Origin of the sequence: Streptomyces sp. MS191 (assembly GCF_008042125.1) — a bacterium.
Taxonomy (GTDB): Bacteria; Actinomycetota; Actinomycetes; order Streptomycetales; family Streptomycetaceae; genus Streptomyces.
In genome coordinates this window covers 319,000-332,069 of record NZ_RDBI01000065.1, presented here as the reverse complement: position 1 = coordinate 332,069, position 13,070 = coordinate 319,000, and the positions used below count along the sequence as shown (strand labels likewise).

Sequence of the window (13,070 nt, the reverse complement as noted above, 5' to 3'; positions counted from 1 at the left end):
CAGGATGTTCGACTACGAGAAGGACGGGGCGGAGATCTACCGCCAGTCCTTTGCCACGATCCGTGCCGAGGCGGACCTCGCGGGCCTGCCCGCCGACGTCAGCCAGGTCGCGGTGCGGATGATCCACGCCTGCGGCATGGTCGACCTCGTCCGGGACCTCGCGTACTCGCCGCAGGTCGTCTCGCGCGCCCGCGCCGCCCTGCGCGCCGGCGCGCCGATCCTCTGCGACGCGCAGATGGTCGCGAGCGGGGTCACCCGCAAGCGCCTGCCCGCCGGCAACGACGTGGTCTGCACCCTCTCCGACCCCGCGGTGCCCGCGCTCGCGGCCGAACTGGGCACGACCCGCAGCGCGGCGGCCATGGAGCTGTGGCGCGACCGCCTCGAAGGCTCGGTCGTCGCCATCGGCAACGCGCCCACCGCCCTCTTCCGGCTCCTGGAGATGGTGGAGAAGGGCGCGGGCCGGCCCGCCGCGGTGCTCGGCATACCCGTCGGCTTCATCGGCGCCGCCGAGTCGAAGGACGCGCTGGCGGCCCAGGACCTCGGCCTCGACTACCTCGTCGTACGGGGCCGGCGCGGCGGCAGCGCGATGACCGCGGCCGCCGTCAACGCGATCGCGACCGAGGAGGAGATCCAGGCATGAGCGGCAAGCTGTACGGCGTGGGCCTCGGCCCCGGCGACCCGAACCTGATGACGCTGCGCGCCGCGCAGGCCATCGCCGAGGCGGACGTGGTCGCGTACCACTCGGCCCGCCACGGCCGCTCCATCGCCCGGTCGATCGCGGCGGAGCACATCCGCGAGGACCACGTCGAGGAGCGGCTGATGTACCCGCTCACGGTGGAGACCACGGATCACCCCGGCGGCTACCGGGGCGCGCTGGACGACTTCTACGAGGAGGCGTCGGCGCTGCTCGCCGCGCACCTCGACGCCGGCCGCACGGTCGCCGTCCTCGCCGAGGGCGACCCCCTCTTCTACGGCTCGTACCAGCACATGCACAAGCGCCTCGCGCACCGCTACGAGACCGAGGTGATCCCCGGCGTGACCTCGGTCAGCGCGGCGGCGGCACGGCTCGGCGAGCCGCTGTGCGAGGCCGAGGAGGTCCTGACGATCATCCCCGGCACGCTGCCGGAGGACGAGCTGACGGCCCGTCTCGCGGCCACGGACTCGGCGGTCGTGATGAAGCTGGGCCGGACCTTCCCGACCGTGCGCCGGGCCCTGGAGCGGGCCGGCCGCATCGACGACGCGCGGTACGTGGAGCGCGCGACGATGGCGGGCGAGCGGACGGGCGCGCTGGCGGACATCGACCCGGACTCCGTCCCGTACTTCTCGGTGGCCGTGCTGCCCTCGCGGATCGACGCCGTGGCACCCGAGTCCCGGGAGCGGGGCGAGGTCGTCGTGGTCGGCACCGGCCCGGCGGGCGCGCCGTGGCTGACGCCGGAGTCGCGCGGCGCGCTGGTCAACGCCGACGACCTCGTCGGCTACACGACCTATCTGGACCGGGTCCCGGTCCTGCGGCCCGACCAGCGGCGCCACGGCTCCGACAACAAGGTCGAGTCCGAGCGCGCCGAGTTCGCCCTCGACCTGGCCCGGCGCGGCCGGCGCGTCGCGGTCGTCTCGGGCGGCGACCCGGGCGTCTTCGCCATGGCGACGGCCGTCCTCGAGGTCGCCTCGGAGCCCCGGTACGCGGACGTGCCCGTGCGGGTCCTGCCCGGTGTGACCGCGGCGAACGCGGCGGCGGCGGCGGCGGGCGCCCCGCTCGGCCACGACTACGCGACGATCTCGCTGTCCGACCGCCTCAAGCCCTGGGAGGTGATCGCGGAGCGGCTGCGCGCGGCGGCCTCCGCCGACCTGGTGCTGGCGCTGTACAACCCGGGCTCCCGTTCCCGCACGCACCAGGTGGCGGCGGCCCGCGACCTGCTGCTCGACCTGCGCTCCCCCGAGACGCCGGTGGTCGTGGCGCGTGACGTGGGCGGCCCGGAGCAGTCGGTCCGGGTGGTCACGCTGAAGACGCTGGAGCCGTCGGAGGTCGACATGCGCACGCTGCTGCTGATCGGCTCGTCGCAGACGCGCGCGGTGGACCGCGGCGACGGCCGGACGATCGCCTGGACCCCGCGCCGCTACCCGGAGCCGGCGCAGGGCTGAGCGCCCGCGCCCCGGCCGGCACGCCTCCCGGGGCAACGGCCCTACGCCGCCCCGGTCCGCCCGAGCACCCAGGCGGCGGCCTCCTCGGGGGTCGCCGCCGTCGGGACGCCTTGCGGGACCGGGGGGCGGCGGACGATCACGACCGGGACGCCCGCCTCGCGGGCCGCGGTCAGCTTCGGCGCCGTCGCGGCCCCGCCGCTGTCCTTCGTCACCAGGACGTCGACGCGGTGGCGGCGCAGCAGCTCGCGTTCCCCGTCGAGGGTGAACGGCCCCCGGTCGAGAAGCAGTTCCGCGCGGGCCGGCATCGGGGTGTCGGGGGCGTCCACCGAGCGGACCAGGAACCACTGGGGGCACGCGGCGAAGGCCGCCAGGCCCAGGCGTCCCGTCGTCAGGAACACCCGCTCGCCGAGACCGGCCAGCCGGGAGGCCGCGTCGTCGAGCGAGGCGGCCTCGTGCCAGTCGTCGCCCGCCACCGGGACCCAGCCGGGCCGGCGGAGCGCCAGCAGGGGAACATGGGCGGAGGCGGCCGCACCGGCCGCGTTGAAGCTGATGTGCTCCGCGAAGGGATGGGTGGCGTCGATGACCGCGTCCACACGGTGCTCGGCCAGCCACGCCGCCAGCCCCTCCGTGCCGCCGAACCCGCCGACCCGCACCTCGCCCACCGGCATCCGGGGGCGGGCGACCCGGCCGGCGAGGGAGCTGGTGACGCGGACGCCCGGGTGGAGCGCCTCGGCCAGGACCCGCCCCTCGGTGGTCCCTCCGAGTATCAGTACGTGCATGGGAGTCCATCCATGAGCTCAGGCGGCGGGCGCGACGCCCAACTCAAGCACACGGGTCTGCGCCCGGGCTGGACGACCGGTGCCTGCGCGACGGCGGCGACCACGGCCGCGTACACGGCGCTGCTGACCGGCGACTTCCCGGACCCGGTCACCATCACGCTGCCGCGCGGCGGGCGCCCCGCCTTCGCCCTGGCGGCGGAGGAGCGCACGGCGGGACAGGCCATGGCGGCGGTCGTCAAGGACGCGGGCGACGACCCGGACGTGACGCACGGCGCGCTGGTCCGCTCGACGGTACGGCTCCTGCCGCCCGGCTCCGGTGTCGTCTTCCGGGCCGGCCCGGGGGTCGGGACGGTGACCCTGCCCGGCCTGCCCCTGGAGGTCGGCGAGCCGGCGATCAACCCCGTGCCGCGCCGCATGATGACCGAGCACGTCGCCGAGGTGGCCGCCCTGCACGGTGCCCCGGGGGACGTCGAGATCACGGTCTCCGTCGACCACGGCGAGGAGATCGCCCGCTCGACCTGGAACCCGCGGATCGGCATCCTCGGCGGCCTGTCCATCCTCGGCACGACCGGCATCGTGGTCCCGTACTCCTGCTCGGCGTGGATCGACTCCATCCGCCGCGGTGTGGACGTGGCCCGCGCGGCCGGGCTGCGCCACGTGGCCGGCTGCACCGGCTCCACCTCGGAGAAGACCGTCGCCGCGCTCCACGAGCTGCCGGAGATCGCCCTGCTCGACATGGGCGACTTCGCGGGCGCCGTGCTCAAGTACATCCGCCGCCACCCCGTCGACCGGCTCACGATCTGCGGCGGCTTCGCCAAGCTCTCCAAGCTGGCGGCGGGCCATCTGGACCTGCACTCGGCCCGCTCGCAGGTCGACAAGCCGTTCCTCGCGGAGCTGGCCCGTTCGGGCGGCGCGTCCGAGGCCCTGGCCGCGGAGATCTCCACGGCGAACACGGGCCTCGCGGCGCTGCGCCTGTGCGAGGCGGCCGGGGTCCCGCTCGGCGACCTGGTGGCCACGACGGCCCGCGACGAGGCCCTCGCGGTGCTGCGCGGCGCCCCGGTCGCGGTGGACGTCGTCTGCATCGACCGCGCGGGCACGGTGGTGGGCCGGTCCGCCACCAAGGGGCCCGGCCGGGACTGACGTGCCGGCGGACCGGCCCACGGACGACCCGGCGCACGGGCGGGACCGACGGACGGCCGGGACCGACGGACGGCCGGGACCGACCCGGGACAGGCGTGCCGGGGCGGGGCGCCTCAGCCGACCGGGTAGCCGATCTCCTCGATCTCGCCGGCCAGGCCGGGCAGCGTCACGTCCGCGTTGAGCGCCGCCACCACCTCGTCCGTCAGCGGGCGCAGGGCCAGGACGTGGCGGACGGCCTCCAGGTCGACCCGGACCTCGTAGTACTCCTCCGCCCAGTCGCGGTACGCCTCCGCCGACCGGTCCACCAGCAGCTCGAACAGATAGTCCGCGCCGTCGGCCGGGTCGTCCGCCTCGGCGGGGAAGTCGACCCCGCCCGCCCGCCAGGCCGTGTCACCGGTCTCCCGCCACAGGCACGCCGTGGCGAGCGGCAGCCCGTCCTCGTCCGCGAACGCCGGCTCCTTCAGGTGCCGCCGGAACACCTCGGGCACCTCGTCGAGCACGCCCGGCCAGGGCCGCGGCTCCGTGTGCCGGGCGTAGGGGCTCATCGGGGACTCATGGGCGAAGCCGCGCAGGTAGGCGCCGTCGGGGGAGAAGACGAGGAACCAGTCGTCCCCCTGCCCGTCCCGCATCGACGCCATCTCCTCGTCGTCCGCCCAGCCGCAGTCGAAGGAGTAGTACCGGTCGGCCCACTCGGGGCTCAGGACGGCCTCCAGCATGGCCAGCCCTCGGCAGTGGTCGCGCAGGACCCCGATGCCCGGAAGCCGCCGGGCCACGTCGTGTACGGTCACGCGCCGATTCAAGCCCACGGCACTGACAGTCACCGGGCCGCCGGTGCGGACGCGGGCACCGGATGCGGCCCGCACCCGTCGAACCTAGGCTTGCCAGGGCAATGCCCCCGACGGAGAGGTACTCCCATGTCGAAGCGAGGCAACAAGCGCCGGGCCCGCAAGAAGAAGGGCGCGAACCACGGCAAGCGGCCCAACACCTGAGAAGGTCCCCGAGCCGCTGTCCGCACGGGGCCGGCACGTCGTACGCCGACGTGCCGGCCCCGGCGCGTGCCGGAGCGCCGTCACGGGCGGCCGCACGGGCGCCCGGATGTCCGGGCTCCCGGGAACGCCGGCTCAGCAGACGTGCCGCTCCCGTGCCGGGTCGTAGAGGTGGCTGTCGCGGAACTGGGAGGCCGCGAGCGTGCGCCCGACCAGGATGACGGCCGTCTTCGTGATGCCGGCCTCCTTCGTCTGCGCGGCGATGTCCTCCAGGGTGCCGCGCAGCACGACCTCGTCCGGGCGGCTGGCCATGGCCACGACGGCCGCCGGGCAGTCCGCGCCGTAGTGCGGCAGCAGCTCGTCGACCACGCGGTCGACGTAGCGCGCGGCCAGGTGCAGCACGATCAGGGCTCCGCTGCGGCCCAGCGTCGCCAGGTCCTCACCCTCCGGCATGGGGGTGGCCTGCTGGGCGATGCGGGTGAGGACGACCGTCTGGCCGACGGTCGGGACCGTGAGCTCCCGCTTGAGCGCGGCCGCCGCGGCGGCGAAGGCCGGGACGCCGGGGACGACCTCGTAGAGGATGCCCACCGCGTCGAGCCGGCGCATCTGCTCGGCGACCGCGGAGAAGACGGACGGGTCGCCCGAGTGCAGCCGGGCCACGTCCTGGCCGGCCTCGTGCGCGGCGACGATCTCGGCGACGATCCGGTCCAGGTCCAGGTCCGCGGTGTCGACGAGACGGGCGTCCGGCGGGCACTCGGCGAGCAGCTCGCGGGGGACCAGGGACCCGGCGTAGAGGCAGACCCCGCAGGACGCGAGCGTCCGCGCACCGCGCACGGTGATCAGGTCGGCGGCCCCGGGGCCGGCGCCGATGAAGTAGACGGTCATGGTGCTGCTTCTCCCTTGGTTACGGACCCTTGGTGACGGACCACTGCGTGACCGGCATGGCCTGGCGCCAGCCCGTGAAGCCGCCCACCGGCACGGCCTGGGCGACCGCGAGCCGGACCAGCTCGCCGCCGTGCCGGCGGTAGTGGTCCGCCAGCAGCGCCTCGGACTCCAGCGTCACCGTGTTGGCGACGAGCCGGCCGCCGGCCGGCAGTGATTCCCAGCAGGCTTCGAGCAGGCCGGGCGCGGTCAGACCGCCGCCGATGAACACCGCGTCGGGGGTGGGCAGCCCGGCCAGCGCGGCGGGGGCGGGTCCGGTGACCACGCGCAGGGCCGGTACGCCGAGGGCCGCCGCGTTGCGGGTGATCCGGGCGGCCCGCTCGGCGGACCTCTCCACCGCGACCGCCCGGCACGAGCGGTGTGCCCGCAGCCATTCGATGCCGATCGATCCTGAGCCGCCGCCGACGTCCCAGAGCAGTTCGCCGGGCGCGGGGGCCAACGCGGCCAGCGTCGCGGCCCGGACGTGCCGCTTGGTGAGCTGGCCGTCGTGCTCGAACACCTCGTCGGGGAGGCCGGGCGTCAGCCCGAGCCGGGGCGCGTCGGCGGACCGGACGCAGTCGAGCGCGACGATGTTGAGCGGGTCGGCGGCCTCGTCCGGGGCCCAGCCGTCCGCGGTGGTGTCCACGAGCCGTTCGTGCGGGGAGCCGAGCCGTTCCAGGACCCGCAGCCGGCTGGCGCCGTAGCCCTTGCGCCGCAGGAGGTCCGCGACCTGTGCCGGGCTACCGGCGCCGGCGCTGAGGACGAGCAGCCTGCGGCCGTCGTGCAGGGCGGCGGTCAGGGTGTCGAGCGGCCCGGTCACCAGGGAGACCGTCTCCACGGCCTCCAGGGGCCAGCCGAGGCGGGCGCAGGCGTGGGAGACCGAGGACGGGTGGGGCAGGACGTGCAGCCGGTCGGCGCCCACCGTCTCGGTGAGGGTGCGGCCGATCCCGTGGAACATCGGGTCCCCGCTGGCGAGGACCGCCACCCGCCGCCCTTCGTGGGCCGCGAGCAGCCCGGGCACGGCGGGCCGCAGCGGAGAGGGCCAGGCGACGCGCTCGCCGGGGCACTCGGCCGTGGGCAGCAGGTCGAGCTGGCGGGGGCCGCCGATCAGGACCTCGGCGGTGCGCAGGGTGCGGCGGGAGTTCTCGGGGAGTCCGTCCCAGCCGTCCGCGCCGATTCCGACGACCGATATCGCAGGTGGGGGAACGGTGCTCACGTCGGCGAACTCTACGGGAGCCCTTCCCGGCGCCCCCTGCTGGGCGTGGCCCGCCCGGTCCCGCCCGGTGTCCGGGAGCGGCACCGGATCCGGGAGCGGCACCTGGTCCGGGAACGGTCCTGCGGTCCCGGAATACGACGTGGGGGTGCGCGGTTGGATCGAATGGTTTAAGATTCAACCACAACGCAGAAGCAGGAACGCGAGAGGTGAGCACGATGCAGTTCGGGATCTTCACCGTCGGGGACGTCACCACCGACCCCACCACCGGCCGCACCCAGACCGAGCACGAGCGGATCAAGAACACCGTCGCCATCGCGCTCAAGGCGGAGGAGGTCGGGCTCGACGTCTTCGCCACGGGCGAGCACCACAACCCGCCGTTCGTCCCCTCGTCGCCCACCACCCTCCTCGGGCACATCGCGGCGCGGACCGAGAACCTGATCCTGTCCACCTCCACGACGCTGATCACCACCAACGACCCGGTGAAGATCGCCGAGGACTACGCCACCCTCCAGCACCTCGCCGACGGCCGCGTGGACCTGATGATGGGCCGCGGCAACACCGGCCCGGTCTACCCGTGGTTCGGCCAGGACATCCGCCAGGGCATCCCGCTCGCCATCGAGAACTACGCGCTCCTCCACAGGCTGTGGAGGGAGGACGTGGTCGACTGGGAGGGCAAGTTCCGCAGCGCCCTCCAGGGCTTCACCTCGACCCCGCGCCCGCTGGAGGACGTCCCGCCGTTCGTCTGGCACGGCTCGATCCGCTCACCCGAGATCGCCGAGCAGGCCGCGTACTACGGTGACGGCTTCTTCGCCAACCACATCTTCTGGCCCAAGCAGCACACCGAGAAGATGGTCCGTCTCTACCGCCAGCGGTACGCGCACTACGGCCACGGCACCGCCGAGCAGGCGATCGTCGGCCTCGGCGGCCAGGTGTTCCTGCGGAAGAACTCCCAGGACGCGGTACGGGAGTTCCGCCCGTACTTCGACAACGCGCCCGTCTACGGCCACGGCCCGTCCCTGGAGGAGTTCACCCGCGAGACCCCGCTGACCGTCGGGTCCCCCCAGGAGGTCATCGAACGGACGCTGTCCTTCCGCGAGTACGTCGGCGACTACCAGCGCCAGCTCTTCCTGGTCGACCACGCCGGTCTGCCGCTGAAGACCGTCCTGGAACAGCTCGACCTGCTCGGCGAGGAGGTCGTCCCGGTGCTGCGCAAGGAGTTCGCGAACCTGCGGCCGGCCGGCGTCCCGGAGACCGCCCCGCTCCACCCCGCCGTCATCCGCACCCGCACCGACGCCCAGGAGGCGTGACCCATGCAGACCCTGAAGCTGGTCGCCGTGTCCGCCGGGCTCAGCAGCCCGTCGTCCACCCGCCTGCTCGCCGACCGGCTCGCCACGGCCGCCGAACGGCGCCTGACCGAGCAGGAGTACATCGTCGAGGTCCAGGTGGTCGAACTGCGCGACCTCGCCCTGGACATCGCGAAGAACTTCGTCACCGGCTTCCCCTCGGGCGAGCTCCAGGCCGCGATCGACGCGGTGACCGGCGCGGACGGGGTCGTCGCGGTGACCCCGGTCTTCACCGCCTCCTACAGCGGGCTGTTCAAGTCCTTCTTCGACCTGATCGACCCGGTGGCACTCACCGGGAAGCCGGTCCTGATCGGGGCCACCGGCGGCACCGCCCGCCACTCGCTGGTGCTCGACCACGCCCTGCGGCCGCTCTTCGCCTACCTGCGGGCCCTCGTCCTGCCGACCGCGGTCTACGCGGCCTCGGAGGACTGGGGCTCCGGCGGCGACGAGTACACGGACGGCCTGCCGTCCCGCATCCTCCGGGCGGGCCAGGAGCTGGCGGACGCCGTGGCGGCCCGCCCGGCCGCCGCGGCGGAGGACGACGAGGTCGTCCCCTTCGAGCGGCAGCTCGCCGACCTGCGCCTGGATTAGGGCCGTTTGTTACGTTGGGGAGATCGGGGGCAGGCGTACCGGACGACGAACGGAACGGAGGCCGACGATGGCCGGCAGGATCGTGGTGGGCGTGGACGGCTCGGAGCAGTCCCTGAAGGCACTCCGCTGGGCGGCCGCGCAGGCCGCCCTCACCGGGGACTCGCTGCAGGCGGTGATCGGCTGGGAGTACCCGGCGTCCTGGGCGACCCTGATGCCGGGAGTGCCGCCGGAGTTCGACCCCGAGCAGCTCGCGAAGCAGATCCTGGACGAGTCCCTGGAGCAGGCCCTCGCTCCGGAGGTCGCCGCCACGGTCACCCGGACGGTCGTGGGCGGCAACGCGGCCCAGGCCCTCGTCGACCAGGCCGCGGGCGCCTCGCTGCTGGTCGTCGGCGACCGGGGGCACAGCGGCTTCAAGGCCGCGGTGCTCGGCTCGGTCTCCACGAACGTCGCCCAGCACGCGCCCTGCCCCGTGGTGGTCGTCCGGGGCGAGTGAACCGGCGGGATCGCAGGACACGCCCGAGGGGCGCCGCGCGTCCGTGGGACGCGGGGCGCCCCTCGGGCGCATGATGACGGGGAGTCCGCGATCACCCAGGAGCCCCCATGGACATCAAGCTGGAACTGATCGGCGTCCCGGTCACCGACGTCGACCGGGCCAAGGCCTTCTACGAGAAGGTCGGTTTCCACGCCGACCACGACATCCCCGTGAGCGACGAGATCCGCTTCGTCCAGCTCACCCCGCCCGGATCGGCCTGCTCGATCGCCCTCGGCAAGGGCATCACCGACATGGCACCGGGTTCGCTCGACAACATGCAGGTCGTCGTCGCCGACATCGAGGAGGCCCATCGCGACCTCAGCGCCCGGGGCATCGAGGTCAGCGAGATCGACGACCAGCCCTGGGGCTCCTTCGTCTACTTCGCCGACCCCGACGGCAACCGCTGGTCGGTCCAGCAGACCACACCCCGCCAGACCTGACCGCCCGTCGGGACGACCGGTCCGCCCGGCTGCCGGCGGGCCGGGCCGGACGGGTGTCACCTGCGGTTGTAGAGCCGCATCGTCAGCGGCCCGAAGACCAGCACGAGCAGGGCCGACCAGCCCAGCGACCAGGCGATCTCCGCCGTCGGCCACTCACCCGCCATCAACTCCCGCACCGCCGTCGCCAGATGCGTCACCGGGTTGTTGTTCACGAAGGCCTGGAGCCAGCCCGGCATGGTCGTCGGGTCCACGAAGACGTTGGACAGGAACGTCACGGGGAAGATCACCATCATCGAGACGCCCATGACCGACTTCTCGCTGCGCAGCAGCAGTCCGCACATGGTCCAGATCCACGAGAACGAGAACGCGAACACCAGCAGCAGGGCGACTCCCGCCAGGACCCCGAGCACCCCGCCGTCCGGCCGGTAGCCGATGATCACGCCGACCGTGAGCATCACGGCCGAGGCGATCAGATACCGGACCACGTCGCCCAGGAGATAGCCGACCATCGGCGCCGGCCGCCAGATCGGCAGCGAGCGGAAGCGGTCGAAGACGCCCTTCTCGATGTCGGTGTTGACGGAGACCCCGGTGTACATCGTGATCATCACGACGCTCATCACGAGGATGCCGGGCAGCAGGAACTGGACGTAGTCCGAGACCGACCCGGCCAGCGCGCCCCCGAAGAGGTACGCGTACATCAGCACCAGCATGATCGGGAACGCCGTCACGTCGAAGAGCTGCTCCGGCACGTGCTTGATCTTCAGCAGGGCGCGCCAGCCGAAGGTCAGGGACGCGGACAGCGCGCCGGGCCGTGGCGGGCGCTCGTGGCCGACGAGGAGCGCGGCGAGTTCGTCGGCGCGCGGGGCCTCGTAGGCGAGGGCGTCGGTCTGCCGGGTGTCCTTGGTGGTGGCGACGGTGCTCATGCCGGCGTTCCCTTCGTGCCGGTCGGGTCGGTGGGTTCCGGGGCACCGGCGGCGTCGGCGGGCGCCGTACCCGCCGGGCCGGACTCGGTGAGCGCGAGGAAGACCTCGTCCAGGCTGGGCTGGCCGAGGGCGAAGTTGTCGACCGTGATCCCGGCCCTCGCCAGCTCGGCCAGGGCCCGGGCGGCCTGTTCCGCGGCGCCCAGGTCCGTGCCGTGGCCGTCGACGGTGGCGGTCAGCGCCACCGGGTCCGGGTCGAGCTGCACCGAAGCCCGCAGGGCGCTCGCGAGGATCCGCTCGGCGGCCGGGCGCTGCTCGGGGTCCCGCAGCCGCACGTGCACCGATCCGGAACCCACCGATGCCTTCAGCTCCCCCTTCGTGCCCTCCGCGATCACCTTCCCGTGGTCGATCACGGCGATCCGGGAGGCCAGCTGGTCCGCCTCGTCGAGGTACTGCGTGGTGAGGAGCACGGTGGTGCCCTGCGCGACGACCGTGCGGACGATGTCCCACACCTGGTTGCGGCTGCGCGGGTCGAGGCCGGTGGTCGGCTCGTCGAGGAAGAGCAGGTCGGGGATGTTGAGGAGGGACGCGGCGATGTCGATGCGCCGCCGCATGCCGCCCGAGTAGTTCTTGACCTGCCGGCCGGCGGCCTCGGCGAGCCCGAACGCGGTGAGCAGCCGCTCCGAGGACTCCCGGGCGCCGGCGCGGGAGCGGCCGAGGAGCCGGCCGAGGAGGACCAGGTTCTCGGTGCCGGTCAGGTCCTCGTCGACGGAGGCGTACTGGCCGGTGAGGCTCACCCGGCTCCGTACGGTGTCCGCGTCGCGCACCACGTCCTTGCCGAAGACGCGGGCCCGGCCGCCGTCCGGGCGCAGCAGGGTGGCGAGCATCCGCACGGTGGTCGTCTTGCCCGCGCCGTTGGGGCCGAGGACGCCGTAGACGGTGCCGGCCGGGACGCGCAGATCGATGCCGTCGACGGCACGGTTCGTACCGAAGACCTTGACCAGGCCCTCGGTCTCGATGGCGAGGTCGGTCATGCGTCTCCTCCGGACAGGGGGCGGGGCCGCTCCGACCAGTCTCCGTCGCTCTCCCGTCCGGCGCCAGACGGCCGACGCGGCCGGTCCGCCGGGCGCGCCCGGGACGGCGCCGGACCGGCTTGGCCGGCCCGGTTCTCACGGACGGGCCACGGCGACCCCCCACAGGGCCGCGTGGTAGGCGGCGACGGCCTGGGCGGTGTCGCCGAGGGGGAAGCGGGCGGCGAGATGGCCGTCCGGGCGGACGAGGAACCCGGTCGGCCCGTCGGGGCGGTAGAGGCGGGCGAACTCCCCCGCCGCGTCGCGGTACGCGGCGACGGACGAGGCGGCTGGGGCGGTGACCGGCGGTGCGCTGGCCGCCGCCGCGTCGGCGTCGGACCGCGGGGCCTCACGGGGGAGGACCGTGACGGTCACCGGAGCCGTGCCGGCCGCCCCGCCCGCCGCGGCGGCCGAGGCCTCGGCCGGTCCGGTGGTGTCGGGTCCGTACAGGATCAGCACGTGGCCGGTACGGCCGCGCAGGACGTCCAGCAGGCGCAGCGGGAAGGTGGCGAGGGCCGTGGTCAGACCGCCGCAGTCGGGGGCCCGGTCGCCGGGCTGGGGGGCGTCGGGCGGTCCGTACGGCGGTCCGGCGAGCGGGCCGCCCCGGTAGTTCACGAGCAGCTGGGCCTCGCGCAGCATCACCGTCCCCGGGTCGTCGGGGTCGGCCTGGACGCCCTGGTGGGCGTGCCGGACGGTCCGGCCGACGACCTCCTCGCCGATCGGGCGGCGCTCGGCGTCGTAGCAGGCGAGCAGGGCCGGCCCGGCCTCCCCGCCCAGCACGAGGGCGAGTTTCCAGGCCAGGTTGCAGGCGTCCTGGATGCCGGTGTTCATGCCCTGCGCGCCGGTGGGCGGGTGGATGTGCGCCGCGTCCCCCGCGACGAAGACCCGGCCGTCGCCGTAGCGGTCGACGATCCGGTGGCTGATGCGGAAGACCGACGACCACCGCATGCGGGACACGACGGCCGGCCGGGGGGCCAGCCGGTCGACGACGGC

15 protein-coding genes are annotated in these 13,070 nt (G+C 74.3%); 8 read left to right on the top strand and 7 right to left on the bottom strand.

The features are described from left to right. Window positions 1–4 precede the first annotated feature (4 nt). Window positions 5–640 carry a precorrin-8X methylmutase gene (locus EAO71_RS28360; protein ID WP_147980701.1) on the top strand — a complete coding sequence of 212 codons (636 nt, stop codon included), beginning with the start codon at window positions 5–7 and terminating at the stop codon, window positions 638–640. Continuing rightward, complete coding sequence (locus tag EAO71_RS28355) at window positions 637–2,139, top strand: precorrin-2 C(20)-methyltransferase (protein ID WP_147980653.1); 1,503 nt, start codon at window positions 637–639, stop codon at window positions 2,137–2,139. The genes EAO71_RS28360 and EAO71_RS28355 overlap by 4 nt, the downstream gene beginning before the upstream one ends. 41 nt (window positions 2,140–2,180) lie before the next feature. Here the strand turns inward: EAO71_RS28355 and EAO71_RS28350 are convergent, their stop codons facing one another. After that, entirely contained in the window at window positions 2,181–2,918 is a 738-nt protein-coding gene (locus EAO71_RS28350; RefSeq protein ID WP_147980652.1) for a cobalt-precorrin-6A reductase, read from the bottom strand. 12 nt (window positions 2,919–2,930) lie between these two features. On the opposite strand from EAO71_RS28350, the gene EAO71_RS28345 reads away from it, so the two are divergent. Beyond that, window positions 2,931–4,058: a cobalt-precorrin-5B (C(1))-methyltransferase gene (locus EAO71_RS28345; RefSeq protein ID WP_147980651.1), complete on the top strand. Its 1,128-nt coding sequence runs from the start codon at window positions 2,931–2,933 to the stop codon at window positions 4,056–4,058. Window positions 4,059–4,171: 113 nt separating this feature from the next. On the opposite strand, the gene EAO71_RS28340 is transcribed toward EAO71_RS28345, so the two are convergent. Further along, on the bottom strand, window positions 4,172–4,846 hold the full coding sequence (locus EAO71_RS28340; protein ID WP_147980650.1) for a hypothetical protein: 675 nt from the start codon (window positions 4,844–4,846) through the stop codon (window positions 4,172–4,174). A 126-nt stretch (window positions 4,847–4,972) separates the two neighbouring features. On the opposite strand from EAO71_RS28340, the gene EAO71_RS40160 reads away from it, so the two are divergent. Next, on the top strand, window positions 4,973–5,047 hold the full coding sequence (locus EAO71_RS40160; protein WP_372460710.1) for a 50S ribosomal protein bL37: 75 nt from the start codon (window positions 4,973–4,975) through the stop codon (window positions 5,045–5,047). A gap of 132 nt (window positions 5,048–5,179) precedes the next feature. Here EAO71_RS40160 and cobM read toward each other — a convergent pair whose 3' ends face one another. Together cobM and cbiE are read right to left on the bottom strand one after the other, a co-directional pair. Beyond that, window positions 5,180–5,929, bottom strand: a complete 750-nt coding sequence (gene cobM / locus EAO71_RS28335) for a precorrin-4 C(11)-methyltransferase (RefSeq protein ID WP_147980649.1) — start codon at window positions 5,927–5,929, stop codon at window positions 5,180–5,182. Window positions 5,930–5,948: 19 nt separating this feature from the next. Continuing rightward, the gene (gene cbiE, locus EAO71_RS28330) at window positions 5,949–7,181 is read right to left on the bottom strand and encodes a precorrin-6y C5,15-methyltransferase (decarboxylating) subunit CbiE (protein WP_147980648.1); all 1,233 of its coding nucleotides are present in this window, start codon (window positions 7,179–7,181) and stop codon (window positions 5,949–5,951) included. A gap of 215 nt (window positions 7,182–7,396) precedes the next feature. Between cbiE and EAO71_RS28325 the strand changes: the two genes are divergently transcribed. The 4 genes from EAO71_RS28325 (at window position 7,397) to EAO71_RS28310 (ending at window position 10,087) form a co-directional block, all read left to right on the top strand. Beyond that, window positions 7,397–8,488 carry an LLM class flavin-dependent oxidoreductase gene (locus EAO71_RS28325; RefSeq protein ID WP_147980700.1) on the top strand — a complete coding sequence of 364 codons (1,092 nt, stop codon included), beginning with the start codon at window positions 7,397–7,399 and terminating at the stop codon, window positions 8,486–8,488. A 3-nt stretch (window positions 8,489–8,491) separates the two neighbouring features. Then, on the top strand, window positions 8,492–9,115 hold the full coding sequence (locus EAO71_RS28320; protein ID WP_147980647.1) for an FMN reductase: 624 nt from the start codon (window positions 8,492–8,494) through the stop codon (window positions 9,113–9,115). Between the two features lie 67 nt (window positions 9,116–9,182). Next, window positions 9,183–9,608: a universal stress protein gene (locus EAO71_RS28315; protein WP_147980646.1), complete on the top strand. Its 426-nt coding sequence runs from the start codon at window positions 9,183–9,185 to the stop codon at window positions 9,606–9,608. A gap of 107 nt (window positions 9,609–9,715) precedes the next feature. Further along, window positions 9,716–10,087 (top strand): VOC family protein, encoded by a 372-nt coding sequence (locus tag EAO71_RS28310; RefSeq protein WP_147980645.1) that lies wholly within the window; start codon window positions 9,716–9,718, stop codon window positions 10,085–10,087. Window positions 10,088–10,143: 56 nt separating this feature from the next. On the opposite strand, the gene EAO71_RS28305 is transcribed toward EAO71_RS28310, so the two are convergent. The 3 genes from EAO71_RS28305 to EAO71_RS28295 all read right to left on the bottom strand — a co-directional run. Then, window positions 10,144–11,010: an ABC transporter permease gene (locus EAO71_RS28305; protein ID WP_147980644.1), complete on the bottom strand. Its 867-nt coding sequence runs from the start codon at window positions 11,008–11,010 to the stop codon at window positions 10,144–10,146. Beyond that, a complete protein-coding gene (locus EAO71_RS28300; RefSeq protein ID WP_261992392.1) occupies window positions 11,007–12,041 on the bottom strand; it encodes an ATP-binding cassette domain-containing protein in 1,035 nt (344 codons plus the stop codon). The genes EAO71_RS28305 and EAO71_RS28300 overlap by 4 nt, the downstream gene beginning before the upstream one ends. A gap of 135 nt (window positions 12,042–12,176) precedes the next feature. Continuing rightward, window positions 12,177–13,070 (bottom strand): FAD-dependent monooxygenase (locus EAO71_RS28295; RefSeq protein WP_187282863.1); only part of this gene is annotated, 894 nt, incomplete at its 5' end.

Excerpts from the sequence above, each read along its gene's own strand:
- EAO71_RS28320 (WP_147980647.1), top strand. The coding sequence starts at position 8,492 with ATGCAGACCCTGAAGCTGGTCGCCGTGTCCGCCGGGCTCAGCAGCCCG.
- cobM (WP_147980649.1), bottom strand. The coding sequence starts at position 5,929 with ATGACCGTCTACTTCATCGGCGCCGGCCCCGGGGCCGCCGACCTGATC.
- EAO71_RS28315 (WP_147980646.1), top strand. The coding sequence starts at position 9,183 with ATGGCCGGCAGGATCGTGGTGGGCGTGGACGGCTCGGAGCAGTCCCTG.
- EAO71_RS28310 (WP_147980645.1), top strand. The coding sequence starts at position 9,716 with ATGGACATCAAGCTGGAACTGATCGGCGTCCCGGTCACCGACGTCGAC.
- EAO71_RS28350 (WP_147980652.1), bottom strand. The coding sequence starts at position 2,918 with ATGCACGTACTGATACTCGGAGGGACCACCGAGGGGCGGGTCCTGGCC.
- EAO71_RS28345 (WP_147980651.1), top strand. The coding sequence starts at position 2,931 with ATGAGCTCAGGCGGCGGGCGCGACGCCCAACTCAAGCACACGGGTCTG.
- EAO71_RS28360 (WP_147980701.1), top strand. The coding sequence starts at position 5 with ATGTTCGACTACGAGAAGGACGGGGCGGAGATCTACCGCCAGTCCTTT.
- EAO71_RS28325 (WP_147980700.1), top strand. The coding sequence starts at position 7,397 with ATGCAGTTCGGGATCTTCACCGTCGGGGACGTCACCACCGACCCCACC.
- EAO71_RS28300 (WP_261992392.1), bottom strand. The coding sequence starts at position 12,041 with ATGACCGACCTCGCCATCGAGACCGAGGGCCTGGTCAAGGTCTTCGGT.
- EAO71_RS28355 (WP_147980653.1), top strand. The coding sequence starts at position 637 with ATGAGCGGCAAGCTGTACGGCGTGGGCCTCGGCCCCGGCGACCCGAAC.
- EAO71_RS28305 (WP_147980644.1), bottom strand. The coding sequence starts at position 11,010 with ATGAGCACCGTCGCCACCACCAAGGACACCCGGCAGACCGACGCCCTC.